General features: G+C 59.1%; 22 protein-coding genes. 11 read left to right on the top strand and 11 right to left on the bottom strand.

What is annotated here, in order from left to right; genetic code table 11:
- Positions 1-42: 42 nt before the first annotated feature.
- The 5 genes from WN73_RS05775 to WN73_RS05795 all read right to left on the bottom strand — a co-directional run bounded on the left by WN73_RS05775 (position 43) and on the right by WN73_RS05795 (position 6,829).
- Positions 43-1,053, bottom strand: a complete 1,011-nt coding sequence (locus tag WN73_RS05775; RefSeq protein ID WP_231166528.1) for a M23 family metallopeptidase — start codon at positions 1,051-1,053, stop codon at positions 43-45.
- Positions 1,054-1,070: 17 nt separating this feature from the next.
- The gene (locus tag WN73_RS05780) at positions 1,071-2,153 is read right to left on the bottom strand and encodes a helix-turn-helix transcriptional regulator (protein WP_162185852.1); all 1,083 of its coding nucleotides are present in this window, start codon (positions 2,151-2,153) and stop codon (positions 1,071-1,073) included.
- Positions 2,154-2,331: 178 nt separating this feature from the next.
- On the bottom strand, positions 2,332-3,693 hold the full coding sequence (locus WN73_RS05785) for an HlyD family type I secretion periplasmic adaptor subunit (RefSeq protein WP_011090398.1): 1,362 nt from the start codon (positions 3,691-3,693) through the stop codon (positions 2,332-2,334).
- Positions 3,690-5,375, bottom strand: a complete 1,686-nt coding sequence (locus WN73_RS05790; RefSeq protein WP_039185318.1) for a type I secretion system permease/ATPase — start codon at positions 5,373-5,375, stop codon at positions 3,690-3,692. The genes WN73_RS05785 and WN73_RS05790 overlap by 4 nt, the downstream gene beginning before the upstream one ends.
- A 152-nt stretch (positions 5,376-5,527) precedes the next feature.
- Positions 5,528-6,829: a calcium-binding protein gene (locus WN73_RS05795; RefSeq protein ID WP_231166530.1), complete on the bottom strand. Its 1,302-nt coding sequence runs from the start codon at positions 6,827-6,829 to the stop codon at positions 5,528-5,530.
- A 1,002-nt stretch (positions 6,830-7,831) separates the two neighbouring features.
- Between WN73_RS05795 and WN73_RS05800 the strand changes: the two genes are divergently transcribed.
- From WN73_RS05800 to WN73_RS05830, 7 genes are all read left to right on the top strand, one after another.
- The gene (locus WN73_RS05800) at positions 7,832-8,821 is read left to right on the top strand and encodes an NADP-dependent oxidoreductase (RefSeq protein WP_074076801.1); all 990 of its coding nucleotides are present in this window, start codon (positions 7,832-7,834) and stop codon (positions 8,819-8,821) included.
- A gap of 75 nt (positions 8,822-8,896) precedes the next feature.
- On the top strand, positions 8,897-9,568 hold the full coding sequence (locus tag WN73_RS05805; RefSeq protein WP_011090403.1) for an HD domain-containing protein: 672 nt from the start codon (positions 8,897-8,899) through the stop codon (positions 9,566-9,568).
- A gap of 354 nt (positions 9,569-9,922) precedes the next feature.
- Positions 9,923-10,345 carry a cupin domain-containing protein gene (locus tag WN73_RS05810; protein WP_028175787.1) on the top strand — a complete coding sequence of 141 codons (423 nt, stop codon included), beginning with the start codon at positions 9,923-9,925 and terminating at the stop codon, positions 10,343-10,345.
- Between the two features lie 220 nt (positions 10,346-10,565).
- The gene (locus WN73_RS05815; RefSeq protein ID WP_011090405.1) at positions 10,566-11,540 is read left to right on the top strand and encodes a GlxA family transcriptional regulator; all 975 of its coding nucleotides are present in this window, start codon (positions 10,566-10,568) and stop codon (positions 11,538-11,540) included.
- Positions 11,541-11,723: 183 nt separating this feature from the next.
- Complete coding sequence (locus WN73_RS05820; RefSeq protein WP_011090406.1) at positions 11,724-12,365, top strand: HD domain-containing protein; 642 nt, start codon at positions 11,724-11,726, stop codon at positions 12,363-12,365.
- A gap of 373 nt (positions 12,366-12,738) precedes the next feature.
- On the top strand, positions 12,739-13,194 hold the full coding sequence (locus tag WN73_RS05825) for a ribonuclease HII (RefSeq protein ID WP_370140771.1): 456 nt from the start codon (positions 12,739-12,741) through the stop codon (positions 13,192-13,194).
- 468 nt (positions 13,195-13,662) lie between these two features.
- Positions 13,663-14,250: a hypothetical protein gene (locus tag WN73_RS05830; RefSeq protein ID WP_162185853.1), complete on the top strand. Its 588-nt coding sequence runs from the start codon at positions 13,663-13,665 to the stop codon at positions 14,248-14,250.
- A gap of 6 nt (positions 14,251-14,256) precedes the next feature.
- On the opposite strand, the gene WN73_RS05835 is transcribed toward WN73_RS05830, so the two are convergent.
- Positions 14,257-14,451, bottom strand: coding sequence for a hypothetical protein (locus WN73_RS05835; RefSeq protein WP_271552046.1), 195 nt, complete (start codon positions 14,449-14,451; stop codon positions 14,257-14,259).
- A 131-nt stretch (positions 14,452-14,582) separates the two neighbouring features.
- On the opposite strand from WN73_RS05835, the gene WN73_RS05840 reads away from it, so the two are divergent.
- The 3 genes from WN73_RS05840 (at position 14,583) to WN73_RS05850 (ending at position 15,823) form a co-directional block, all read left to right on the top strand.
- Positions 14,583-14,783 (top strand): hypothetical protein, encoded by a 201-nt coding sequence (locus WN73_RS05840; RefSeq protein WP_011090410.1) that lies wholly within the window; start codon positions 14,583-14,585, stop codon positions 14,781-14,783.
- A 492-nt stretch (positions 14,784-15,275) separates the two neighbouring features.
- Entirely contained in the window at positions 15,276-15,485 is a 210-nt protein-coding gene (locus WN73_RS05845; protein WP_162185855.1) for a hypothetical protein, read from the top strand.
- Positions 15,486-15,505: 20 nt separating this feature from the next.
- On the top strand, positions 15,506-15,823 hold the full coding sequence (locus tag WN73_RS05850) for a PilZ domain-containing protein (protein WP_011090412.1): 318 nt from the start codon (positions 15,506-15,508) through the stop codon (positions 15,821-15,823).
- A 1,234-nt stretch (positions 15,824-17,057) separates the two neighbouring features.
- On the opposite strand, the gene WN73_RS05860 is transcribed toward WN73_RS05850, so the two are convergent.
- The 5 genes from WN73_RS05860 to WN73_RS05880 form a co-directional block, all read right to left on the bottom strand.
- The gene (locus WN73_RS05860) at positions 17,058-17,303 is read right to left on the bottom strand and encodes a hypothetical protein (protein WP_039184876.1); all 246 of its coding nucleotides are present in this window, start codon (positions 17,301-17,303) and stop codon (positions 17,058-17,060) included.
- Between the two features lie 473 nt (positions 17,304-17,776).
- On the bottom strand, positions 17,777-19,573 hold the full coding sequence (locus WN73_RS05865) for an NAD(P)/FAD-dependent oxidoreductase (protein ID WP_028176058.1): 1,797 nt from the start codon (positions 19,571-19,573) through the stop codon (positions 17,777-17,779).
- Positions 19,574-19,890: 317 nt separating this feature from the next.
- Entirely contained in the window at positions 19,891-20,154 is a 264-nt protein-coding gene (locus WN73_RS05870) for an adenylate/guanylate cyclase domain-containing protein (RefSeq protein WP_011090418.1), read from the bottom strand.
- Positions 20,093-21,229 (bottom strand): alpha/beta fold hydrolase, encoded by a 1,137-nt coding sequence (locus WN73_RS05875; protein WP_271552053.1) that lies wholly within the window; start codon positions 21,227-21,229, stop codon positions 20,093-20,095. The genes WN73_RS05870 and WN73_RS05875 overlap by 62 nt, the downstream gene beginning before the upstream one ends.
- Before the next feature lie 676 nt (positions 21,230-21,905).
- On the bottom strand, positions 21,906-23,090 hold the full coding sequence (locus WN73_RS05880) for a transglycosylase SLT domain-containing protein (protein WP_011090420.1): 1,185 nt from the start codon (positions 23,088-23,090) through the stop codon (positions 21,906-21,908).
- A 291-nt stretch (positions 23,091-23,381) separates the two neighbouring features.
- Between WN73_RS05880 and WN73_RS05885 the strand changes: the two genes are divergently transcribed.
- Positions 23,382-24,533 (top strand): L,D-transpeptidase, encoded by a 1,152-nt coding sequence (locus WN73_RS05885; RefSeq protein ID WP_271552057.1) that lies wholly within the window; start codon positions 23,382-23,384, stop codon positions 24,531-24,533.
- The last annotated feature ends 858 nt before the right edge of the window (positions 24,534-25,391 follow it).

A 25,391-nucleotide genomic window follows, 5' to 3' on the forward strand; every position in this document is an offset into this window, starting at 1 on the left:
AAAAGGCCCGTGGAGTCAGGCCCCCCGAGCACAGGCGCAGCGCTAGAGCATGAGCTCCAGGTCTTTCCTGAGCACGACCTGGCCATCGCGCTCGACAACATAAGTGGCCTTGTAGGACCCGCGTTCCCACCCCCCAGGAGGTCGCTTCTTCCCCGCAAAGAGCATGAATTGCGCCTTGTTGGCCTGAAGTGGCGCAGACCGAGTTTCCGCAATGACGTTCTCGAGAGGATCCTTGATGACCAGCCATTGCGCATCGCCTGCCTTGAGCCCGATAGCCCGCACGAATGCGACGATCGCCATCGAACTGGCAGACGGCATTTGCCTCTCGGCACTGCCGTCCTCGATGAGCTCCATCGTGACCGGACCCGTCGTAAAGCCCGCATTGAGGATGGCTCGTTCCTGATACTCGAGTTTCGAGCGCAAGGCAGTAAGCCAGAGGGATTGACCGCCTTGGCAAGACTCGGGACGAACGCCATACGCAAAGGGATCGACGACCACGCCATTGTGCCTCACGGTGAAATGCAGGTGAGGATACTCCGTGAGGCCGGAGAGACCTACACGGCCGATCGGCTGTCCAAGTTCGACCTTGTCTCCAAGTTTGACCAACACACTTCCGGCGGCCAGGTGGCAGTACTGGGTTTCCCACTGCTCCGGGTGTTCGATGACGACGCCATTGCCGCATTCGGCCTCGCGCACCGCTTCGCGCCCCAATTTTGTAAAAGTCCCGTCTGGAGCGTCATTGCGGATACGAAGAATGCTGCCGCCTGCCGCTGCGCGCACTTCCACGCCGGCCTTTTGCACTGCCAGTGAGGGCAAGCGAAAGTCGGTGCCGTTGTGTTCGTCATAAGTCAGCGTGCCGCACTTGTAATCTCGCGCCGACCGAGACGGATCGAGATCCGTGTAATTCTGGATGTAGCAGGTACGGCCAGGCTCGCAGGCAATAGGAAGCGCCAATTGAATGCTCTGGGCATCGGCATGGAAGCCGGCCCCAACCAATACGAGGGCGGCAAACGCCCGGTGGAGCAAACCTGCGCAGCTCATGCGACTCGACATCGCGGAGACCCCCGTACTCAGTCAGGCGAACGCTTGCCAGCCCTCCGCAATCTCATCGGACCCTCTTCGTCCAATTGACAGTCGAAGGCCGGCCGGCTCACCGAGTTCTCCCGCCTGCCAGCGCCAAAAGGCGACTGGGTGAGATGATACAGAAGAAAGAATTCCGACTGTCGATTGATCCCTAATTTGAGCATGATCCTCTTGGTGTAGGTTCGCACCGTTGCCTCGGTCAGCCGAAGCTCGGCTCCAATATCGCGAGGGCAATGGAATTGAAGAATCCGGGTGACGATTCTTTCCTCGGCCCAGTTCAATCCGAAGGCAGATGCAATGCAGTGCGCGCCCTGCACGTCGTCGAATTGCGGCACGACAATGAGGGCCTGTCCCAGCTTGTCATGCGTTGGAACAGCGCCGATCTTGGCGAAGGCGAACTGCTGACGATCCATCGAGAGCGGTACCGTGGTATTGAACCATCCATGAGTCCCGCTCTCGATCAGCACCTTCCCGACTGCCTCCCGCAAGCTCTCGGTCACGGAACCGCATGAGCCCGCGAGCCTGCCTCCGTCCATCCTTAGCAGCTGGCGCTTGGCAAGCAGTACTCGTCCACCACGATTGACTGCGTAAATGTGCAGACTCTGGTCCGCGACGATGGCGGGAAAGGTCAGCTCTTCGAGCCAGAGTTGCGCATCGACATGCTCCGGCGTTTGCCGGGCAAGTGAATGAGCGGCCTTCCATAACGGGCGCACGGTATGCGCCAAACCGGGAATCTCGGCTGCCGCAAGCGCGGCCGGTCGCCATCCGGCCACGAATACGACCGTGGCTCGCTCATCGGAAGCAAACCTGCCAATGACTGAATGACTCTTTACCGGGGGTTCCGCACCGATCAACTTGCGGACGAACGAGGTCCGGGAATTGATCGGCTCGAGCGAGGCGACGTCCTCAGGGGTGCCCGTGCGCGCAATTCGCTCAACCACCGTCGTGCATGACGGGTCGGTTGGGGCGTCTCCGATTCTGACTTCTTCAAGCCCGGAGGAGGATATCATGGCTACGTAGCAGCTCCGGCAACCGAGCAATTCCGCCATGGCCTTCGCGAAATATTCCATTGCGATCTGTGGCGGGCGCGGCTCCGGACACGGCCCTGATAGACCACATCCGTCATTGCCTTGCTTCGAGGCGCGCTCGACGCAACCGGAACGAAAATCATCCTGTGCGGACGGTAGTGCCTTACTGCATTCATGCACGGTCGCCTCCCTCGCAGGCCGGCCCACCCCTCACCAGCGCCTAATTCTCCCTGAACGCACGGTTGATCCGTAGCGTCATCGGCTGCAAAAGATATTCCGCAAAGGTTCGTTCCCCCGTCTCGACAAATATCTCGACAGGCATTCCAGGCATCAATGTGGAGATGTAGGAGGCTGTCGGCGCGTTGGGGTCCAGCTCAACCTCGGCCAAATAGGAGCTCTCGCCGGAACGGGTGTCGGTCAGCGCGTCTGCCGCAACGCCGACGACCCTTCCCTCGAGCATCGGCCGGCGACGAACGTTCAGCGCGTGAACCCGCACACGCGTCATCTGTCCGACATAGACCTCTTCCCGATCGGCAGGCTTCAATGTCGCCTCGATGACAAGCCGATCTTGCGTCGGAACGATTTCCAAAAGGGTTTCCCGAGGTCCAAGCACGGCATTGAGGTCCCTGCTGTTGAGGCCGACGATCCTTCCACTTTCCGGGGCACGCAATTCGGACCGGACAAGCTGGGCACGCAACGCGGCAATTCGATGTCTGAGGTCACCGATTTCCTCGCTCGTCGCATGCCGCTGCTTGGCGATATCCTGATTTTGGTTGAACCCTAGTTGCCGGCGTCTGTCCTGCAACTCCGAGATCTTGCCCTGCATCTCCGAAATTGATGCGGCATTGCGATCGACCTGTCCGGCAGCCTCGGCTTCCGCGCGTTGCAACGCCAACACACGTGGTTTCCGGGCGAGGCCCTTTGCGAGGAGATAGCTCGTGTCGGCTATCTCTTCTCGCAAAAGTTTGAGTTGCTGTTCAAGTCCTTGAGTGTTGCTCTCCAGGCCGCGGATGGCGTCCGCGTTTTGGAGCATCTGCTGATCGATCACCTTGCGCTCGTTTTCAATCGCGGCCAGTCGCGCGGCAAATTCAGCCTCCTGGGTTTGAATGGCGATACGTGCGGAGAGACGGGTCGCACTTTCCCGCAATTCGTCCGGAAACCGGATTGACTTGGCGGCGTCTTGCTCCGCCGCCAGCCGGGCCTCCATCGCCAGGTCGGCAAAGAACTTCGTTTCGAGGGAACCAAGGGTCGCTTCGATCTGCGCGGTGTCGAGCCGTGCAATGAGTTGACCGGCTTCGACGTGATCGTTCTCCCGGACATAGATCGATTTGATGATTCCGCCTTCCAGATGTTGCACCGCCTTGCGCTTTGAATGGACCTTGATGAATCCCGGTGCCACGACGGCGCCGCGGAGCGGAACCGTGGTTGCCCACAATCCGAAGCCGCAAAATTGCAGGACGAGCAATACACAACCCCAGGCGATGATCCGTCGCATGTCGGATCGCGGTTGCTCCGTCGGCCACGTCTTCGACCGGCCGGCAACAGGCGCGGACATCGCGGAGGCATGACCGGTCTGCGTCATGGAATGACCCTCCTGCCTGGCAGCCTCTGAGGTTCGACATTGCGAGGGGGCCCTGGCGAACCCGGTACCGGTGCCGGCCGCTGGGTACGAAGAACCTCATATGGCGGTCCGAAGGCGATCTGGTTGCCGTCCCGCAACAGCAGCACGGCATCGGCGATGGTCAACAGCCGCGGCCGGTGGGTGACGATCACCGACGCTGCGCCGCGCGCTTTGGCCGATTGAATGGCGGAGCACAACGCTTCTTCGCCGTCCGGGTCGAGATTAGCATTGGGCTCATCCAGCAGGATCAATTTGCGATCGCCGAAGAAAGCGCGTGCAAGACCAAGGCGCTGACGCTGGCCCCCGGATAGCCTGCAGCCGTCGCGGCCGATCTCGGTCTGGTAGCCGGCCGGAAGAGACAGGATCATCTCATGCGCCTGCGCGAGCATGGCCGCCGCGACGATGGCCTCGTCCCGTGCGCATTCATCAAACCCGGCAATGGCTTCGGCCACCGTTCCATCCAGGAGCTGCACGTCCTGGGGGAGATAGCCGACGAATTGCCCAAGCTGGTCGGGATCCCAGGTATGGAGTGCTGCGTGGTCCAACCGGATCGTACCGCTGGTCGGCCGCTCGAGGCCTGCCATCAAGCGCAGCAATGTGGATTTTCCAGCACCGGTCGGTCCGATCACGACGATAAGTTCGGACGGACGGCATTGAAAGGATATGCCCGCGAGAATGGGACGCTGCGTCCCGCCAATCCGGAATGTCACCCGTTCGACCTGGAGGATGCCGGATGGCGGCGGAAGCAACGTCTTCCGCGGACGCGCAAGCACCGGCATCGCGGCGTTGCAGACTTGCGTCCAGGCGTCCTGCGCAGATACCAGCGCGCGCCAGGCCGAGACTAACCCTTCCATGGGCTGCAATGTGCGCGCTATCAGGATCGAGCTCGCGATCAGACTGCCGGACAGCACCTCGTTCTGGAGCACGAGCCAGGCACCACAGCCGATCGCGGCAATCTGCAGGATGGTCCTGACCGTTCGCGCGGCGGCGCTAATCGTGTAGATGCGTTCGCTGGCCCGCACCACCGGAGACAGGGCTTCGTCATTGAGGCTCATGAACGCGCGGATGGCGCCCCGGGTCCAGCCCATCGCCCGCACCACGCTGGAGTGCCGGACGATTCCATCGAGCAACGCCTGCGTCTTCAACGCGGCCTGCGAAGCCTGCGCAATTTCCCCGCGCGCGATCCAGTGGCTTGCAACACCCATCGCCAGCAGGACCCCAACCCCGATCAGGGCTATGACGCCATACCAGGGGTGCAGGAAGAACAGGATGAGAATAAACACCGGGAGGAATGGAGCATCTATCAGCGATGTGACCGTTCCGCTCGACAGGAAACTTCTCAACTCGCGAAGCTTGACGAGATCGTGCTGCCGGCCGTCGCCCGGCGCCGCGCCGGTGATGCTACCTTCAAGGATGATCGGAGCGAGGCAGTGCTCGAACCCGACCGCGAACCGGCTCAACAGACGGTTACGAAACGTGTCGAAGGCGGCGCTGAAGGCGAGAGCGCCGACGGCGATGACGGTCAGGCCGACAAGCGTCTCGACGCTTCCGCTGCTGAGCACGCGGTCGAACACTTCGATGGAATAGAAAGGTACGACCAGCAGCAGCAGGTTTACGGACACACTGAAACACACGATCCACACCAATGCGAATCGTCCCGGAATTAAGGCCACCAGCAATCTCTGACCAGATGCTGGGATCGCACCACGGTTACGCGAATACATAACTTGCCAGCACTATCACTGACTGAGATGAGGGCGGGGCGGCCTAACAGCCGCCACGCTACTAGTCGGCGCTAGACAACTTCGATCGCCGTATAACCGGCGGCATTGTTGATATCATCGATCGACTCGAACGGTGTCGCGCCGCCCGAGACGCCGTCGAGCTGGATTGTGCCGAAGCCGAAATCCAGCACCGTGTTGGTGCCGTCGTCGTCCACGACGACCGTGGCCGGGTCAAAGCCTGCCGGAGCATCGACATGAACGACATCGCCATCAGCGGCACTGAGGTCGGTGACCTCATCATTGCCGAAATTGGTTGCCGTACCGTCACCGAAATTGTGCGTATCGGTACCTCCGCCGCCCGTCAGCACATCGTCGCCGAGCCCGCCGCTGAGGACATCGGCGCCGTTGCCGCCGCTCAACTCGTCATCGCCGGCATCGCCATTCAGGGTGTCGTTGCCGGCCCCTCCCGATAGGGAGTCGGCCCCGTCTCCACCGTTCAGGACATCGGCGCCGTCGCCGCCGGCCAGCGTGTCGTCTCCGGCGTCGCCGTTCAGCGTGTCGTTGCCGGCTCCGCCGCTGAGTTCGTCATCGCCGTTACCGCCGCTCATGGTGTCGTTGCCCGCACCGCCGGCCATGAGGTCGTCTCCGGCATCGCCGAACATCACATCGTTGCCGCCGCCGCCATCCATGAGATCATCGCCGGCATCGCCATGCATGGTGTCGATACCGTCGCCACCGTTCAGCGTATCGGCGCCGGCACCACCGTTCAGGATGTCGTCGCCCGTACCGCCATTCAGCAGATCATTGCCAAGTCCGCCGTTCAGCGTGTCGTTACCGGCGTCGCCATTCAGAGTGTCATCCCCGAGGCCGCCGTTAAGTACGTCGTTACCGTCGCCGCCGTTCAATACGTCATTGCCGGCGTCGCCGCTCAACGTATCGTCGCCGGCGTCGCCCCACAGGGTGTCCGCGCCTGCGCCGCCATGGACGTCATCGTTGCCGTCCCCGCCATGGATGCTGTCGTCGCCGGCGTCACCAAAGAGGTGATCGTCGCCGGTTCCACCATCGATTGTATCGATGCCCGCGTTTCCATGGATGGTGTCCACGCCGGCATTTCCGTTCAGCGTATCGTCGCCCGCGCCGCCATTGATCGTGTCATCGCCATCGCCACCGGCGATCGTATCGATACCGGCATTTCCATCCAGGGTATCGTTGCCGGCACCCCCATCGATGTTATCGTTGCCCGGGCCGCCGCTTACGGTATCGTTGCCGTCGAGACCCGTGATGGTGTCGTTACCTTGCAGGCCATTGATCTGATCGTCCGCAGCCGTGCCGGGCAATACATCGTCGCCTGCTGTTCCGTTGATGAGTGCCATGGTCTCCGCTCCCTTTGCATGGAAATGCGCGACGCGGGTCGGATTGCGGCCCGTCATGGACGTCGCAGATTTTGGGTTTGGCTTGATGCCCATCACCGATCGATGTGGGCTCCGATCAAGCAACCTTGGATGAAAGAAGAGCGATCCAGCAATCCCCATTTGGGGACAAAAGAATACGGCAAGCTGGTGGACCCAATGACGGCCACAGTCTTCGTCTCAGGCGCGAACGACCCTCACTCGTTCAACCGATGAGTCCGTCAAGGTGATGTCGGCGTGCGAGCGGAGATGACGGTGGTGCTGTTACGAGAGGTGCTGCTCGATGGCTCTGGCTTCAACTTCTTCGCACTTGCTCGGGAATCATTCGGATCGTGCCAGTGGCGAGGAATGAACGCTGGAGCCTTACGCACGTACATTCAAACTAATGAATTCTGGCGTCGAGCCACCTCCAATCAGCTCAGCTACAGTGGTGCAAACCCCGGGTCTGCGATCCTGTTAAATCAGCCCGGAGACCGGTTGCAGCGCTTTCCAAACCCTGCACGACCTATTTGCCCAGAAAGTCGACCTCGAGCTGCCGCGCCAAATGGGCTGGTCGGCATCTAGGCTGCCCGGAATCTCGCTTGCCTCGCTGCAGACGGTCGCCGACGCAGAGTCGCAGCACGACTTGCCGATCTGACCACATGCCAGCGTGGGAGCGTGCCCACGACTCTCGCTTCGGCCTGATCCCTATGTCGACGCGGCCAGAGATTGCTCACAACGGAAGTTGCAGCAGATCTCCGCGGCACAGAAAGTCTGACATGGCCTTGAGATCCTGACCTTCTAAAGGTGGGGTTCTGCAAGTCGCTTTGTCAGGGCCCTCGATAGCACCCGATAAGAGCGCCCGTTCGCGCCGATCTTGTCAGGAAACGACGTGCGGCTGTCCTGATCCGTAGGATCGGGTTTGTTGTTCAAAGCAGCGTCCCGTGGCCACATGCGGACAAGCCAGCTAAGCACCAGGAGTTTCAGATGATTCCGAGCAGCATGATTCGTGACGCTACTGAAGAGCGAACTCTTTCAACAATGATGGCCTGGCGCGTTCGCGAGTTCGGGCCACCAGAGATCATGAAGTTCGAGCGCGTTCCACGGCCCGAGCCAGGCGCTGGCGAGGTCCTGGTCAAAGTCAAAGCCGCTGGAGTCGGACCATGGGATGGCTGGATCAGGGCTGGCAAGAGCGCTTTGCCGCAACCGCTTCCTCTCACTTTGGGTTCAGATCTTTCTGGTGAAATCGTCGCCATGGGCCATGACGTTGCCGAGTTAGCTGTGGGAGATCAGGTGTACGGTGTTACGAACCCGCAGTTTGTCGGGGCCTACGCCGAATACGCTGTCGCTTCCGCAGGGATGGTTTCGACTAAGCCAACCTCGCTAACCCACGTCGAAGCCGCCTCCGTTCCTGTCGTTGCCGTCACCGCATGGCAGGCATTGTTTGATCACGCCCAACTCAAAGCAGGTCAAACGGTGGTCATTCAGGGAGCGGCCGGTAACGTAGGATCCTATGCGGTTCAACTGGCTCGTCAGGCAGGTGTGCAAACCATCGCATCCGTATCGACGGAGGATATTTCCGCCGTGCGCGACCTCGGCGCAAACACCGTGATTGATTGCCGGACCCAGCGCTTTGAGAAAGAAGTACAGGACGCGGACGCTGTTATTGATCTGGTCGGCGGCGAAACTCAAGAACGCTCATTCCAGGTCCTTCGTCGCGGCGGCAAGCTGATTTCGGCAGTGTCTCGCCCGGGTCAGGACCTTGCAAAGCGCTACGGTGTTGAAGCCGCCTTCTTTCTGGTCAACGTCAGGAGCGAATGTCTGACCAAGGTCGCTCGCTTCATCGATGGTGGAAAACTACGAACAAACGTGGGGACAGTCTTACCGCTCGCGGATGCGCGCGAGGCTCATTTGATGCTGGAACGCGTGCGGCCTCAGCCGAAAGGAAAGATCGTGCTCGACGTCGGAGCGAGTTGATCAGGATAACGTCGCAGTTGCGCTCCCGCGCAATGCGCAGCCAAGCCCCACAGTAATCCTAGAAAGGACGCAACAATGACAGCCCGAAATCTCGCCCAGGCTCTCGTCATTCCCGATTCCTTGCTCGCGAAAGAGGCGACAGACATCCTGCGCGAACATTCCACCGATCTGCTGTTCAATCACTCGATCCGCGTCTACCTGTTCGCGACTGAGCAGGGTCGTCAGAGGAATCTGCGCTTCGACCGTGAGCTTCTGTACGTCGCCGCCGCATTTCACGATCTCGGCCTGATCAAGAAGTTCTCGAGCCCAGACGAGCGCTTCGAGGTCGATGGCGCAAATGCCGCACGGCAGTTTCTTAGCACCCATAACATCGCTGAAGATCAGATGCAGACCGTCTGGGAAGCAATCGCGCTGCACACCACTCCCGGCATCCCGAAGTATATGGGTCCTGAAGTAGCGCTCCTCAATTCCGGTGTTCTTCTCGATGTCATTGGAGTGGGGTTCGAGCAATTTCCTGCGGAGCTGCGCGAGGAAATCGTCGCCAAGTACCCGCGCACGAATTTCAGAGAAGGCTTCATTCAGGAGTATTTCGCCGGTTTTGCGCACAAGCCAGCGACCACGTACGGCACCGTCAACGCCGCCGTTTGCGAGCGTTTCATCCCGGGGTTCAAGAGTCCCAACGCCTGCGACCTGATCACTGCTTCTCCCTTCCCGGATTCCCAGCACAAGACTCACAATCATGACTAGGACCTATCCGGTGCTCCAGGAGCTCAAGCCCGATCGCGCGCAAGTTACCAGCGCCGACTCGCTGGCCTCCCCAATCTGGTTAACCCTTGGCGAAGGGGTTCATGATCGCCGGGCTCTCTGTTGTCGGTGCTGCTCAGCGGCAGCAGCACATCAGGCCGAAGGTGATGGCGGAGGCAATGGCTTCTCATCGGAAGCTTCACCATGACCATCGGTTCGGCTCTGAGTCCTGGTTTCAAGCAGTTGCGTGAACTCGTTAGAAGAGGATGTGCGATGATGTCGATCAGTGGATTTGCCTATCGGATTGGTGCTGTATCAGACCCTCGAGGTATGTCGGCAAAAGCAGCGAGAAGAGCACTGCGAACGGCCGCCGTCCCGCTGATAGCAGCAGCGATCGCCCTGGGAGCCTCCCCGGCGATCGCGCAGGACCGGGAGCAGGTGAAAGTCGCCTTCGCGCACGCACTGCCGAATGTCGAAGGAAAGAGGCTGGTTGCTGTGACGGTGACTTATCCTCCCGGAGCCAAATCGCTCGCTCATCACCACGCAGCGTCAGCTTTTATCTACGCCTACGTGCTGTCGGGGGCCATCCGTAGTCAAGTCGGCGACGAACCCGCGAAGATCTATCACGCAGGCGAAAGCTTTTACGAAATGCCCGGTTCGCATCACAGGGTCAGTGAGAACGCGAGTGACAAGGAGTCCGCCAGCTTACTGGCGGTCTTCGTTGTGGATTCCAAGGACGAGCCATTGACGACGCCGGACAAGGCGCCGGGATCACAATAATGGCGCGACAAATTCGCCTGTTGCCGTGACGATCTTTTTGGACCTCCATGGGCCTCTTGATTGGCCGGTGGGAGAGCAAAATCGACCAATAGAGGTCCATAGCCCCTGGTTTATCCCGGATGCACGGATGTTCGTTCTGTTGCCTCTCGGATCGCCCCAGGCCTTTTGCGGGGGCCGGACTACCTGCATAATAAGGCTCCGAGTGGAGAGGCTGTAACAGGTGCCGGTACAGGCTGTCGCGATCGTCGTCTGTGAGGGGGTCCAGGCCCTGGACGTGGCGGGGCCGATGGATGTGTTCAGCGAGGCGAACACGTTTCTCGGCAGCGCGTATCGCTACGAAACGGTATTGGTTGCTGCTCACCGCAATCCGCTGCGCGCGTCGAACGGCATACGCATGGTCGCCGACCTGACTTTCGATGAGGCGGCGGGCGGCTTCGACATCGTTCTGGTGGCCGGCACTCCGACGCCACCGGAAGCGGAGCCCGAACCGTGCCTGCTTCAGTGGGTCAAGGAGCTACCGTGGCGCTCCAGCGTCTATGGATCGATCTGCACTGGGGCTTTTGTGCTCGGTTATGCCGGCCTCCTCGACGATCGGCGTGTCACAACCCATTGGCAGGATGCACAGGCGCTGGCGGCCAGGTTTCCGAAGGCCAAAGTCGAACCGGATCTGATCTATGTCCGCGATGGACGGTTGATCACCGCGGCTGGTGTGACTGCGGGGATAGATTTGGGCTTGGCGCTCGTCGGGCAGCGACACGGCGCGGAAACGGCGCTCAAGGTCGCCAAGCGGCTGGTTGTAGTTGCCCAGCGCCAGGGCGGACAATCGCAGTTCAGTCCCTACCTCACGGCACCTGCGGATCCGGAATCGCCAATCGCACGCATCCAGGACCATGTCATGGCCAATATTGGGGATCGCCACACGTTGGAGTCGCTTGCCGCTGTGGTCGGCATGAGCCCCCGGAATCTGGCCCGGCATTTCGGGCAGGTGACCGGGACCACACCGCACGAGTTCATCGAGCGCGCCCGTATTGATGCCGCGCGCATGATGCTGGAAGCAAGCGACCGACCGCTGAAGGCCATTGCCTTCGATTGCGGCTTCGGATCTGCGGATCGGATGAGGATTGTCTTCAGCACCCGTCTCGGCGTGACCCCTGTCCAATATCGCGCCAGCTTCCGACGAGCAGAACCGCAATAGTTCGCGAGCTATCCGAGGACGAAACTGCGGGCTCCTACTGCCCTGAAGCTCCGAGCGGCCCTTTGTCAGGAAACGACGTACGGCTGTCCTGATCCGTAGCATCCCGCTTGTTGTCCGGAGCAGAGCTCTGTTGCCTAATCCCGACAAGCAACCAGCCCGTTATCCAACCGAGGAGATTACTCCATGTCCGAAATCATCGCCGGCATTCGCGTGCCTGACAGCGCCATCGCGCGCGCAGCCACGCAGCTCGTGCGCGATACCGAAGACGACCTGCTCTACAACCATAGTCGGCGTGTCTTCCTGTGGGGCGCGCTCACCGGCGAGCGCCGCGGGCTGAAATACGACCCGGAGCTGCTTTACCTCGGCGCCATGTTCCACGACCTGGGCCTCACCGAGAAATATTCGAGCCCCGATCTGCGCTTCGAGGTCGACGGCGCCAATGCCGCCCGCAAATTCATGAAAAGCTACGGCGTGCCCGAGCGTGACATCGAGGACGTCTGGACTGCCATCGCGCTCCACACCACGCCCGGAATCCCCGAGCACATGCGCCCGACCATCGCGCTGGTGACCGCCGGTGTGGAGATGGACGTGCTCGGCATCGCCTATCACGACTTCACGCATGAACAGCGCGACCATGTCTGCGTCCATCATCCGCGTGAGGCAAATTTCAAGGAGAACATCATCGATCACTTCGCCAATGGAATTATCAAGAAGCCGCTGACGACGTTCGGAAACGTGAAGGCCGACGTCCTCGCGCTGAAGGACATGAACTACGTCCGTCAGAACTTCTGCTCGATCATCCTTGGCTCAGCGTGGCCGCACTGAGCCCTCGTTGCTCCCAGCCGATACCAGCCCATACGAGCATGTCTGGTCCTGAAGGTACCGAAATCGGCACGGTGAGATGTCGTTGCGCAGGGGGATCGAGGTTCCGCTCTTTCTAAAGGGATGAAGACACCAGTTGGTTCCCTCTGAGGTCGGCGGACGCGATGTGGGGGGCAGCGCAGAATCGGACCTCAAATGGGAGCCGGCCGGTTCCTTCCGAAAGGCCATTGCATACAGAAGAGACAGGACAGCTATTTCAGACAATCGCCACAAAGTTCACTGACACGACCCCGACAGTCAGTCTCCACGAAGGCCGCGATGTCCCAGTATTCACTCGATGTGTTGCGTCAGCGCTATGTCGTGGAGAAAAGACCGCTTGAAGCCAAGTGTCGAGCAGATCTTGCGGGCAGACACCCGCGCGGGAGCGCGGGCGATCTTGGCTTCAATCGATAAACGCCGCTTCGAGAATAGGTCCGAAGGGCAGCGGCTCCGCAAGATGCTCCGCTTCGAGACCTCCCTCTGGGAAAGTGGCCATGCTGCCGTGGCAGGTGTGGACGAGGCCGGAATGAGCCCTCTCGCCGGGCCGGTCTCCGCTGGCGCCGTGATCCTGAAACCTGGCACGCGGATAGTCGGGATCGACGACTCGAAAAAGCTCGATGCCGCGGCACGCGAAGAACTCGCGAAGGAGATCAAGGAAAAGGCGGAGAGTTGGTGTGTGGCGTTCGTCGAGGTCGAGGAGATCGACGCGATCAATATCTATTGGGCCGGCATCCAGGCTATGCAGCGTGCGGTCCGGGGGCTACGGTTGCCACCCCGCATTGTGCCAGCGTGACCACTCTGATTCGCACAAATGGAAAACGAGCCCCCAATGGCGGAAATTCGAATTGACGCTGACAAGGCTGAACGAATGATCTCTCAGATACTGCGCGACGAAGGCGGCATGCTTCCAGCCAAAGCAAACCAACTCGCGGCAAACATAAGCAGGCGGCTCGGGTTGGCCATGGCAGCTCCGACGTCAGAGTCCCTGACGGGTTATAGAGCTATTCGTCGAGAGCCCCCCCTACGGCAGCGATTTTGCTTTCGCCGTGGCTAAGATACTTGCCGACGCAAAGGGCGATTCCGCGCTGCATCCCGAGCCGCTTTGGAAAGCGGTTTATGATCGCGGTCGCGATCTTCCTGCGTCGGGCCTCGATCCATGATCGGGATAGACTACTGGAGAACGGAGTGGTCCACCTTTCACTATAACCTTGGGTGGTCTCGTTGGGTTCGGTTCTTGGATGGGTGGATCGCGAAATGCGCGATGGCCGTACCCGTCGTTGGCTATCTAGTTTTATTCAACGACGGTGTTTCCCAGCACATATCGTTCAATGATCTTGCAAGCGAACATCAACTGTCGGTGCTTAGCCTCACGGCGTCCGGGCGACTGAAGCTGATATACTTTGGCCTAATTTTTTTGGGTTCAGCAAACATCCTTTACCGATTGCGGCGACCTTATATTTTCCGGGTCGGCACCGATCAGTTTGATTACGTGGAGCGAGCGCTGGTTCATTTCACCGTGGACAATTACATCGATCTAAACGGGGTTATCAGACACGAAGGTCACCGCACGTTGCATGGGAAATATGATGACGCGGAATTTGACAGCTTCGTCGATGTTGCGACAGGACGGAACAATCCCGATGTCGGGAACTGGAATCTAGCAAAGAGTAAGTTTGAAGGCCTGCTCCGGTCGATCCTCATAGAGAATTTTTTCCGGAATGACGTCAAGCATCGGTTGGCACTTACGTGCTTCTTGCTTTTAGCATTCTGCGGATACGGCCTGCTTCTTATTCCGAGCTTCGATCTGTTCGTTAAGGTCATTCGCGTCACGATAAGGGGTGTGACGTAAGAGCCCTCACTTCACTTCGCGGCCTGCCTCGGTGGCTTCGCAGGCGGCAACGGGATCCGGATGCCACCGCGAAACACCGCAACGCTGCATGCGCAGCGCCAATTCGGCACCTTCGCGCTTCGCACCGGGATCGCCATAGGGCTGATCCAGCGCGCTCAAGGTGGGATAGCACCGTAGACTTTGCCACGGCATCAGGCCCACGCTTCGATCCGGCAATGATTCGCGGCTAACAGTTGCACATTTACAACCCGCACAGTCATTTGAGATACTAAGCTCGTCGATTGAGACGACCAAAACATATTTCATTCAATAAGATTAGCGGGGGACAAAAGGTGTTTGATGTCTATCGCAATGACAAGCGCGACTTGCTCGTTCTAAGTACAGGCTCTGCCGTACCCGTGCTTTACTCTGCACATAAGTGGCGCAAGAGCAGAAAAAGAGTTTTCAAAGTCAGCGCCGAGATCAGGCTGGCCGTTCAGAGCCAAGGCTATTACGTCCGCCGCTTGCGCGTTACCGATAAGGGATTGATGTAGGTCGAGTGCGTCAGCATCACCCCCGACCAAGCGCCATCCTCGCGCCCTACCGCGTGGTCAACTGCTATGCCCCGCGCCTGCGTAGTGCCGGATGATCCGGTAAATCGATGCTTGCCGAAATTCGATCACTTATTTTCTGCAACTTGGATACTTCAATACCGACCGCGCGCAACCTGATAAACTTTCGTTAACCACTTAGGCGTGAAACTAAAACACGGATTTCTACTGCGTATCGGGCAGCCGTGATTATCACGGCAACTCTAGTCGGAGTTGGTCTGTTCGACCGTTGTCTCGCGTGAAGCTATATTTTTTTCATCGTTTTTTTGATCGCTTTCGACAAAGCAACGTCATTGCGGCAGTAATTGCCGACCGCAAAAGAGATTTACGACAATGTCTTCGGTCCTTAGATTTCAGCGGCCTCGCAAATTGAAATCTGGGACAAGTCCCTCAGACCAGAGACTGCCCGACGTTTTAGCGAACGTCGCCGCTCTGTTGTCGCAGGTTGAAGCTCTAAAAATTAAGACAGCAGATGACGCCCGCCAGGCCATTTTTCTTCTTGAACTCGCGAATACTTGCATCCGGCTGATCGTCGGGCAGACCAATTTGGATGAAGAGGTCAGAAAGGCGCTACTTGCTCATTCTGCGATGATCGATATGCGCCTTGGAGCCGCGCGCAGGGACGCATCTATTCTGAAAAGTTGATTGAAGCATTGGAATTTCAGATGATTGGAAATAATCGAAAGACAAATCGCGTTCGGTTTGACCACAAACATATCGTTAGGATCATGGGAGCCGATGGGACATGGCAGCGAAGGTGTCATCTTCTCGACGCGTCTGAAAGCGGTGCCAAACTTGAGGTTGAAGGCTCAACCGATCCTCTAAAGGCACAAGAATTTTTCCTCGTTCTATCCACCACAGGTCTGGCATTTCGGCGATGCGAACTGATTTGGGTCGATGGATCTCAGGTCGGAATTCATTTCGTCACCGCGCGGACAAAGGGCAAAGCGAACGCAGAGAAACAACGTGTTTGTTCACAATAGGAAGATCTTTAAGTGCAGCTTATTTCCTCTCGAATTATTCCGTTCATCGATACTCAATCCCTCTCAGAGAGCCACGCCAGAGAAGCGTTACTGCATGACAATCGCAGAGGCTTCGTCCTCTATCTTTCTAGCGGTGATTTAGCATCGGCCAGGGAAGAACGCGTCTTGTTTCTAGAGCCGCGACAAGCTCTGTTATGGCTAAATGAGTCCTCAGAGGAGCCGGGATCATTTTGGGTATGAGGCATTACGTCCCGACTTAGACACGCAGCCAATCCCCGGACCACACCTTGTCTATGGTTCCTGTCGACCAGGCCGAATGTTTTCGTGATTGGAGCCGGTCTCATTCAAAGACAATGCCGTGATCCTGACGGCGCAGACGAGCAGCGTGATGTCTGGATGCGCGCGCCGTGGGATGAGCGAAGGCGTTACAGCGGCCGTTGCCGGATGGCGCGCTCAAGATTGTGATGCGTGGAGCGGAGAAGGAAGTTAAGGCGGCGGGCTGAACGGGAACAACTGGTTGGCGATCTCGTCGCTGCGCCATCCAACCGCGCCAGCCCAGCCTCAATCACGACGATGTCTTCCTCGATCTGTCGAATAGTGCTCGTGCAGTCGATCCCGGTACATGAATTGAGATCTGCGATAAGTTTGCGGCGCTGTGTCCGAAGCTCATCAAGAGCGGCTTGGTCTCTGAGGGAAACGTAACCCTCCACGATCAGCTCAATAGCACCTGACACTTCATACCCCCCGAGCCTCATGCACACCCTCAAGCACTCCCCAAGCTAGGTTCGGGAGCGCGCCAATAAGGCTACGCGTCTCAATCCCGCGCCTTGAGTTCGTATAGAACAACGTGCCTCCGCAACTCGTGCGCAGTGGCCAAAACAGACATAGCAGTGAGCCAACTGGAGCGGCGAGAAGGCTTCGCGCGCCCGCCCGGTTACGATAAGTGTAATTGTTTTAGCAGCGTAGACAGCTGGATTATTTGGATCGATTTCGAGCGCTGCATCGTATTCAGCCATTGCCTCCTCAGGGTGTCCAAATAGAAGAATGGCTCCCTTGGTCCTATGGGCACTCGCGCTTGCCGGGTTTTTGGACAGAACTCTGTCGACGAGGTCGAGCGCTTGTTTCTTGTCTTCCACAACGGAAGACCAAGCGCCCAAGCCGCTTGGTATCTCGACCCGACGCAGCACATCGGCGCGACCACTCCAATGTCCATCCTGTAATGCCGCTTGGACGATCACTGCGTCGCCGCGGACCATCGCCTAGCGACGGAGCCGCCCTGCTCGGCAAGATGGTCGACGAAGCCCCGCTCGTGGATCTTGCCGCGCTCTGTCAGCGCATCGAGAGTTGGGTCATCGCGGACCCTTGGCCTCGCCAGCTCGCCTTGCGCGACCTTGAGATCGAGGTACGTGAGGTAACGACAATTCAGGTGCCCGACCAAGTCGCCTGCGCTGAAGACGATCGCCGCGCCGTTCTTTTGCATCTATTCCCCCGCGACTGCTGCCGGGACCTAAGGGACACGGCTTTCGCAGCAACGATACCGGCCTTCAGACGGGCGCAAAAGGCCTTCGGAAGTAGAACACGCAAAGCGAAAGAAGCCGGCTGCGAGCCGAGTATCGACAGAAACAGCCGCGCCTTCACCCATCCGATCTTTATGTGACAATTGGGTTTTCGGACCACCGGAGCCCGCAAAGCAAACAAGGCGAGATAAGCCACAATGCGCACATCAGTTGTTATGGAAGAAGTCGGCCATAGACCGACCTCAAACTAGACACCGGGCCGAAATCTATCTTGATCTCCGCCTTGCATTGCCGGCTCAACCGGTCGACGCGACACAGGCGCTAAAGCTGGCGCAGCGGACCAGTGGGTCTTCGATGCGGGGTCCGCACGAGCTTGTCAGGCCCATGCGGCAATGGGCCACGTCAAACCGCGAACCCAACCATGTGCTACGAAGCTTTATGCCTTGTGATGAACGGGCTGCAGGCCATAGACCGGGGTCGGAACGCCCTCATAGCGAGCTTTCAACTGTAGGGACAGGAATTGCGAGTAGTGACGCGACTGGTGCAGGTTACCGCCGTGGAACCATAACCCTTCCTGCTGCGTCGGCTTCCACATGTTGCGCTGTTCGCCTTCCCATGGGCCGGGATCCTTGGTGGTATTCGAGCCTAGTCCCCAGACCTTGCCGACCTTGTCGGCCATGTCCCGGCTGATCAGGTCGGCGACAAAGCCGTTCATCGAACTGTAGCCGGTGGCGTAGACGATCACATCGGCGGGCAGCTCCTTCCCGTCGTAGAGTCTGACACCATTGGGCGTGATTTCCTCGACCTGGCCTGCGACCAACTTGACCTTTCCGTCGATGATGAGCTGCGAGGCGCCAACGTCGATGTAGTAGCCCGAGCCGCGACGCAAGTACTTCATGAACAGACCGGAATCGTCGTCGCCGAAGTCGAGCCGAAAACCGGCTCTCGTCAACCCTGCATAGAAATCGGCGTCATCCTGGCGGATCTTGTCATAAACCGGCTTCTGCAACTGATGCAGGATCTTGTAGGGCAGCGAAGCGAAGATCAGATCGGCCTTGGCTGTCGTCATTCCACCGCGGACCGCGCGCTCTGAATAGAGGTCCGCGATGGATGCCATCAGCGAATCCGAGCGCACGATATGGGTGGTCGAGCGCTGCACCATGGTCACGTCGACGCCGGCCTCGTACAGCGCGGCGCAGATGTCATGTGCCGAATTGTTCGAGCCGATCACGACGACCTTCTTGCCCTTGTAGCGATCGGGACCTGGGTGGCGCGAGGAATGGTGCTGTTCACCCTTGAAGGTGTCCATACCCTTGAATTGCGGCATGTTCGGCTTGGCGGACATGCCGGTCGCGAAAACCAGCTGCTTCGGCTTGAGCGTAATCTCCTTGCCATCGCGCTCGACGACAACCGTCCATTCCTTTTTGGCGTCGTCCCAGTCAGCGTGTTTGGCCGTGGTGCCGGTCCAGTAGTTCAGCTCCATGACCTTGGTGTACATCTCCAGCCAGTCGCCGATCTTGTCCTTGGGCGAAAACACCGGCCAGTTCTTCGGAAAGTCGATGTACGGCAAATGATCGTACCAGACCGGATCATGCAGGCAGAGCGACTTGTAGCGGTTGCGCCAGGAGTCGCCGGGACGGGCGTTCTTCTCGACGATGATGGTGGGCACGCCGAGCTGGCGCAACCGCGCGCCGAGTGCGATGCCACCCTGACCGCCGCCGATGATGAGCACGTACGGCTGCGTCTTAAGGCCGAGCTGCTCGGTTTCCTCGTCCCGCAATTCCTTCCATGTTTTGGCGCCGGGATTGACGCCATGGCGGGCACCAAGCGGCCGGGTGAAGCCCGCCTTTTCCTCGTGACCTTTCAGTTCGACCATCGTCGTCAAAAGCGTCCAGATCTGGCCGTTCTGGAGACGGACTAGACCGTAGCCGCGCGCGACCTCGGTCTCGAACGTGATCCAGCATTCGATTACGCCGTCGGCTTCAGTAGCGCTTTCCGCGTCGGCTATTTTCCAATTGCGTGGCTTTGCTTGTGCCAAGCAGGAGTTGAGCATCTCGCGGATCTGATCGCGACCTTCCATGGTCTTGATGTTCCAGGTGAAGGCAACGAGGTCGCGCCAGTAGCACTCGGGTGCGAACATCGCTACGGCGGCGTCCAGGTCGCCCGCCACAAGCGCCGCTTCGAATTTGTCGAGAAAGGCCTGGATGCGCGCGTTAAGCGTGGTGTCGAGCATCATTTCCTCCCAAGAAGCTTCTTGATCTTTCCGCAATTGTTGCAAGCTTATCCGAACGATCGGCCGAAACCAGACTCGCGCGGATCAACTTTTTCGCAGCGCTTCTGATCGGATAGCGGCACCTTGCCGCGGTGCGTCAGTCCGCAAATTGCTCATGTTTCGTGGTCGCTTTGCCGAAAATTTGTCAGCAAGCGGATGATAGGACCCACTCTTTTGCGAACTGCCGGTCCGACCGAATGTCCGCTTTGCGCGAGGACCCGCCATCCGGCCAAGTCGCTTGTTGACCCGAAGCAGGTGCTTTCCGCAACCGACAAGGCCTAACGTGCACATTCTTGAACTGCGAAAAGCCGCCAGCGGCCGGGGACGCCCTTGAGAGTATGAGAACCCCGGTCCGAGCATTCCACTCTTGAGCCAGCGATCAGGTCCTTCACGGTGCTGGAAAGAAGTATCTCGCCAGGATCAGCGCGGGCTGCCACGCGCGCACCGATGTGCACAGCGATGCCAGCCACGTCGTCGCCTTCAATTACGCACTCGCCAGTATGAATACCGCAGCGGATCGCCAACCCCAAACTGCCAACCACGTCCCTGACCGCGCGCGCATTTGATCGCGCGCGCCGGGCCGTCGAAGGTTGCGAACACACCATCGCCGGCAGTGTTCACGACGCGACCGCCGAGACGCGCGACTTCCTTGCTAACGAGCTGATGATAGTTGTCGACCAGGTCGCGCCAACGTGAGTCTCCGATCTCCGTGGCGCGCTGGGTCGACTGGACAACATCAATGAAGAGGACCGTTGCGAGAACGCGGTCCGCCTCCAACATCGGAGTTTCGCCCGTCAGAAATTCTTGGATCTCTGCAAGCAGCGAATCGGCATCGCCGATCCAGAGCATGTGATCGTCGCCGGGCAGCTCGACGAACTTTGCACCCGGGATCTGCCCGGCCATGTAGCGAGCGCCCTCGCAAGGCTGCAATCGATCGCCTCTCCTGTGGAGGATCAAGGTAGGCACCCTGATCGTCGGAAGGATCGCGCGAATGTCGACCTCGACATTCATCCGATAGAGCGTGATGCCGGCGCCTGGGCTGGCGGCTATGCGCATGAACTGGGCCCACCATTGACGCACCCGTTCGTCATTGGCAGCACTGGGGGCCAGCGTCTTGAGGCCGATCGGTGTTCCCCAATGCTTTTCGTAAGCATTGAAGGCGGCTTCGTGCTGCTCACGTGTGGGGCCCCACGGATAGTCGTCGGTGCGAATCCACTTGGCGTAAGCGCCATACATGATCAGTGCGGCGGTGCGCCCGGGATAGGTCGCGGCAAACAGCGTCGAAAGCGGCCCCCCCTCAGAGATGCCGAAGATGACGGCGCGATTTGAACCTGCTGCGTCCATGACCGCGCGGATATCATCCATCCGCATTTCGAGGGTGGGCAGCGCGCTCTCCGCGACGCGGTCCGACAGGCCCGTGCCGCGCTTGTCAAAGACGATGAGGCGACTGAAAGAGGCCAAACGGTTGAGGAACCTGGCTAATGCGGGATCTTCCCATTGGTACTCAAGATGAGAAATCCAGCCATGAACCAGCACCAAGTCGATGGGCCCATCACCAACGACTTGGTAGGCGATGTGAACGTCGCCGCTCTTGGCGTAGTGGGTTGCAGGGACCATAGCCTGGTACCCGTCGGATTACGTCATTGTCGCCCACGACAACTACACTGCGCAAGTCCACGGCGGAGGATCAATGCGTCAATACGGCTTCCCTGATGCGCCTGCCCAAGATCAATCAGGCTTCGCCTTCTGGTCCTTAGCCGTTGTCGACTATCTCGCCAGATGTCCGCTTCGCGTCCACGAGCGGATTCGCAAGTGAGATGTTATGAAAGAAGTCGGTCGATGGCCGACGTCCCTTTTGATGCGTTTAGCGGATCTGAAAACATTTGGGTCGCACGTCAGCGATGGGCCAGAAGGGAGGGCCGCTCTTGGGCGCAAAGCGGACACAAGGCGAGATCTGCATGTCGCCGAAGGGCCGATAGTGTTGCAAAAGTCGAAAGCTGAACGACGCCGAAAATCTCGCAAAAGCTGATTTTAGCCAGCTCCACCACTGCAATGCTCCGTAGCGCCCATACGAAGCTCCGTGGTCGTTTTTGTGGGAAACGATGTGGTCCCTCATATCGCCGCGTGCGAAGCGCAAGCAGACATCGGCACCTGATCGATCACCTCGCTAGCGCGCAGCAGGAACGACCCGAGCGCGTCGTTGACGACGTAAAGTGCATCCGCGCGACCAGCGGCGGTGAGGCCCCGCTCGGCCCGCGGGTGCGGCAACTCCTGCCAAACACTCAACGGAAATTTACTGGTGCGCCCGCTCGGCATCGGCGGTGGCGGTGGTCATGTATTTCGAATAGAAATGAGCAACCCGCTCGCGCCACATTCCGACGAACGCCTCCGACGTTAGCTTCTCCACCGATTTCCACGCCTCTTTGACGGCCGGAAGCGTATTGCGCCAGATCGCGCGCCTGCACCATTTTTCGCCCTTCTCCCTGCCTTCGCTGGTGGCGCACATCGATTTCCAGGCTATGCGATTGGGTTGGCTGAGGTGCTCCGCGGCGCCCTCCCAGCCCTGCTGATGGATCAGGTAGAGATCGTTCAAGTCCGGCTCCCTGTGCGTCACCCACTGAAACAGAATGCCTTCGATGATGACCTTGTAGGCTGCCGCAACGGCATTATCGCGGGGATTGAGAATGTCTCCGGAGCCGAATTTGCCGAACTCGTATTTGCTCAGCTGGAACAGTCCGATATACGACCCGGTGCGTTGCTTGGGGTCGAAACCGGACTCGACCTTAGCCACCGCCTTCATGAAAGTGAAATCCAGACCGAAAGCGTCGGACGCGCGTTTGATCTCTTCCACCGGCGTTCCGACCGGGATGTCCTTGAACGAACGCAAGACGATCGCAGCCGGCTTCTCGGCAGGCGGCAGTTCGGACCAGACATAACAAATGAGATACCGAAAATCCTGCGGCCCCGAGTTGGAGGAACCGCCGGATGCACCACACCTTGTCGGCGCCGGTTGGGCGACATCACGGTGGCCCAAGCCCACCGATTCCTGCACAGGCGGTAAATCGGCCGACAGCATCTGCGACGGATCGGGCAACGCGACGATCGATTCCGGCTTATCCGATACCGCCGTCGTGTCGGTGGTCGTCCCTGCCGCGGGTTCGGCGGCCGTCGCCACTTCGGCGCTAGCGACAGTGGCGTTCGCGACAACGGCGTTGGCCATTGCGATTGCCTGCGGTTCATCCGCGAGCCGAGCGGTGGCGGCGAGAGATGCTGCGCGGTCCTCGATTGGCACTGCGCGGGCGTTCTCGGTGCCGGCCGAACCGAAGCCAGCCAGCCAGCCAACGATCCCCCCCGCGAGAACGACCGTCCCGCAAAACGTTGGCGCCACTATCGCAAATCGCCGCGGGTTCATGATGCCGTCGCCTCCATAGGCTCCGCCGGAGCCGTGTAGAAAAGCCAAGCATGCGAAGAGGCTCATTCTTGGGATCAATGTGGGTCGCGCAATGGCGCAAACGGCCGCTCGTCAATTTCTCCAAAACATGTTGCCCGATTGCAACGCGCCGATCACAAGCAATTGCGCCCGTCTCAACGGCAACTCCCACCGTAATTGTGAGTACGGTCCTATTTTCGACCCACTGCGACCAGATTTGAAGGAGAGGCTTGGCGCGCTGGTCGGGATGACGCATCAGGCGTCGGCTTCGCGCATCGTTTCGAAACGATGGAATCGTGCCTATTGGACCGGGCGATGTTCGCTCAGGGATTACGAGCAATGCAGCGCGCGATAACAACGGCTGTATTCGCCATCTTCATGCTCCCTGCGGGGATCGTACACGCTCAATTTCTGTTTGAACCCCAACACACGTTCTGGCCGGGCCAATACGCTCACAAGCACCACCACCGGCAGACAAACTCTGAAACCGCGCCCGAGCCCCTTCCGAAGGGCCCGCTCCAGATCATCATCTCAATAGCAGACCAACGAGTCTCGCTTTTTGACAACGGCGCCCTGATTGCACGCTCTTCGGTGTCCACGGGAATGGAGGGGCATCCTACGCCCCTCGGCGTGTTCAGCGTTATCAGCAAACAACGATGGCACCGTTCAAATATTTATAGCGCCGCACCCATGCCCTACATGCAACGCATCACCTGGTCAGGGATAGCGTTGCACGCCGGTGTCGTGCCTGGGCATCCGGCGTCACACGGCTGCATCCGTTTGAAGAATGATTTTGCCGTTCGACTCTGGCATCTCACGAAGCGCGGCACGCGCGTGATCATTGCGCACGGTGATGTCCAGCCGGTCGAGATAACCAATCCGCATCTTTTTCAAGCGAAAGCCTCGTCCGCTTCGTCGGAATTCCAGACTGCCACCGTCGCAACCAAGAGCATCGGTACAGCCGCAGCAACGCAGGGATCACTGGTGTCAAACGCGGAGACTCCGGAAGCCGCCAGTCTCCAGGTGCCGGGCTCGGTTCCCGCTGCAAGCGCGCCAAAAAAAATCGTCCCAATCTCCATCTTCGTCAGTCGTAAGTTGAGCAAGCTGTTCGTGCGTCAGGGATTCACGCCGTTGTTTGATGTCCCGGTCAAGATCGAAAATTCGGAGGAGCCGCTGGGAACACACGTGTTTACCGCAATGGAATTCCAGAACGAGGGAACGGCTATTCGCTGGACCGTCGTGTCGATTCCGGACGAATTTCCTCGCATCGAGGGTGCCACGAAAGGGCGCGAGGCGCCCGTGAAGCAAACCGCCCTATCGGTACCGTCGCCCGATCAGGCCAACGCTGTCCTCAACCGCATCGAAATACCTCAGGATACAGTTGAGAGGATCTCTAAACTTCTGACGCCGGCCTCTTCATTGATTATTTCCGACAACGGATTTAGCCATGAGACCGGAAAAGACACGGATTTCATCGTGGTAACGCATTGATGCGGCGACGCAACCCACCAACAAACGACGCCGCTGCGCAACCCGTTGGAATTGTTCGACCGCAATTCTGGTGCAAAATTCTTGATGTCCGCACCTAAGCCAAAACGGCGCGAGGTCCGTTCTGGGTCACGAGCGACAAACCTCACGTTGAGCACAACGAGTCCGCTCTTGCCTCGGTCGCCGACATGCGAGCGGACATGAACTTCTGTCGCTAAGGGCCATAAGCCGACCTGCCAGGGGCAGTGAATGCTCCGATGAGCGGCAGTGGTGGCATGGCAGACACGATCGAACCGGCTGGGCGTTACCAGCGGCACTTGGTCACCTAGCAGGCTCACCGTCGATCAGGCGAAGGGGGCGGCCCCGGTTGGCTTCGCTGGCAGCGGATGCCAAAAACTCATTTAGCAGGTGTCGTTTGATCCTGATCGGTTCACGCTCGCCTTGGAAGCGAGTAAGAGAACGCGCTCGGCAACTTCCACCGCAGATCGCTGCTGCTGACGAGTGAATGACGGACTGGAAAGAACGTCGTCTAGAACGTCGCGGAGCATATGTACTGTTACCGTGTCGTAAGTCATGCGCCGAATACCCCGCTCGTCGAAACAAGATGCGTCGTAGTGATGGCGCAAGCGAAAGGAAGTGAAGCGTCGCCGGGCTCGAAATAAGCGTCCCGGCAGCGCTTATTCTCTAACTGAGCGCTGAAATCCCAGTCGTCCTGCATTGTGCAATGGTCATGCCACAGGCTTGTGACGCCGGTTCGCGCCGGGGTTCCATGCGACAGTCGAACGGCGACCGGAAGCCCCGATCGCGATCTACAGTCCCGTAATATGCACGTTGACGTGCATTTGGTTCCCAGCAAGTTCT

Source organism: Bradyrhizobium sp. CCBAU 45394 (assembly GCF_028128655.1).
Lineage (GTDB): Bacteria > Pseudomonadota > Alphaproteobacteria > Rhizobiales > Xanthobacteraceae > Bradyrhizobium > Bradyrhizobium diazoefficiens.

Excerpts from the sequence above, each read along its gene's own strand:
- WN73_RS05860 (WP_039184876.1), bottom strand. The coding sequence starts at position 17,303 with ATGCAAAAGAACGGCGCGGCGATCGTCTTCAGCGCAGGCGACTTGGTC.
- WN73_RS05780 (WP_162185852.1), bottom strand. The coding sequence starts at position 2,153 with ATGGAATATTTCGCGAAGGCCATGGCGGAATTGCTCGGTTGCCGGAGC.
- WN73_RS05800 (WP_074076801.1), top strand. The coding sequence starts at position 7,832 with ATGATTCCGAGCAGCATGATTCGTGACGCTACTGAAGAGCGAACTCTT.
- WN73_RS05805 (WP_011090403.1), top strand. The coding sequence starts at position 8,897 with ATGACAGCCCGAAATCTCGCCCAGGCTCTCGTCATTCCCGATTCCTTG.
- WN73_RS05850 (WP_011090412.1), top strand. The coding sequence starts at position 15,506 with ATGATTGGAAATAATCGAAAGACAAATCGCGTTCGGTTTGACCACAAA.
- WN73_RS05865 (WP_028176058.1), bottom strand. The coding sequence starts at position 19,573 with ATGCTCGACACCACGCTTAACGCGCGCATCCAGGCCTTTCTCGACAAA.
- WN73_RS05775 (WP_231166528.1), bottom strand. The coding sequence starts at position 1,053 with ATGTCGAGTCGCATGAGCTGCGCAGGTTTGCTCCACCGGGCGTTTGCC.
- WN73_RS05785 (WP_011090398.1), bottom strand. The coding sequence starts at position 3,693 with ATGACGCAGACCGGTCATGCCTCCGCGATGTCCGCGCCTGTTGCCGGC.
- WN73_RS05820 (WP_011090406.1), top strand. The coding sequence starts at position 11,724 with ATGTCCGAAATCATCGCCGGCATTCGCGTGCCTGACAGCGCCATCGCG.
- WN73_RS05795 (WP_231166530.1), bottom strand. The coding sequence starts at position 6,829 with ATGGCACTCATCAACGGAACAGCAGGCGACGATGTATTGCCCGGCACG.
- WN73_RS05880 (WP_011090420.1), bottom strand. The coding sequence starts at position 23,090 with ATGAGCCTCTTCGCATGCTTGGCTTTTCTACACGGCTCCGGCGGAGCC.
- WN73_RS05830 (WP_162185853.1), top strand. The coding sequence starts at position 13,663 with ATGGCCGTACCCGTCGTTGGCTATCTAGTTTTATTCAACGACGGTGTT.
- WN73_RS05875 (WP_271552053.1), bottom strand. The coding sequence starts at position 21,229 with ATGGTCCCTGCAACCCACTACGCCAAGAGCGGCGACGTTCACATCGCC.
- WN73_RS05885 (WP_271552057.1), top strand. The coding sequence starts at position 23,382 with ATGCAGCGCGCGATAACAACGGCTGTATTCGCCATCTTCATGCTCCCT.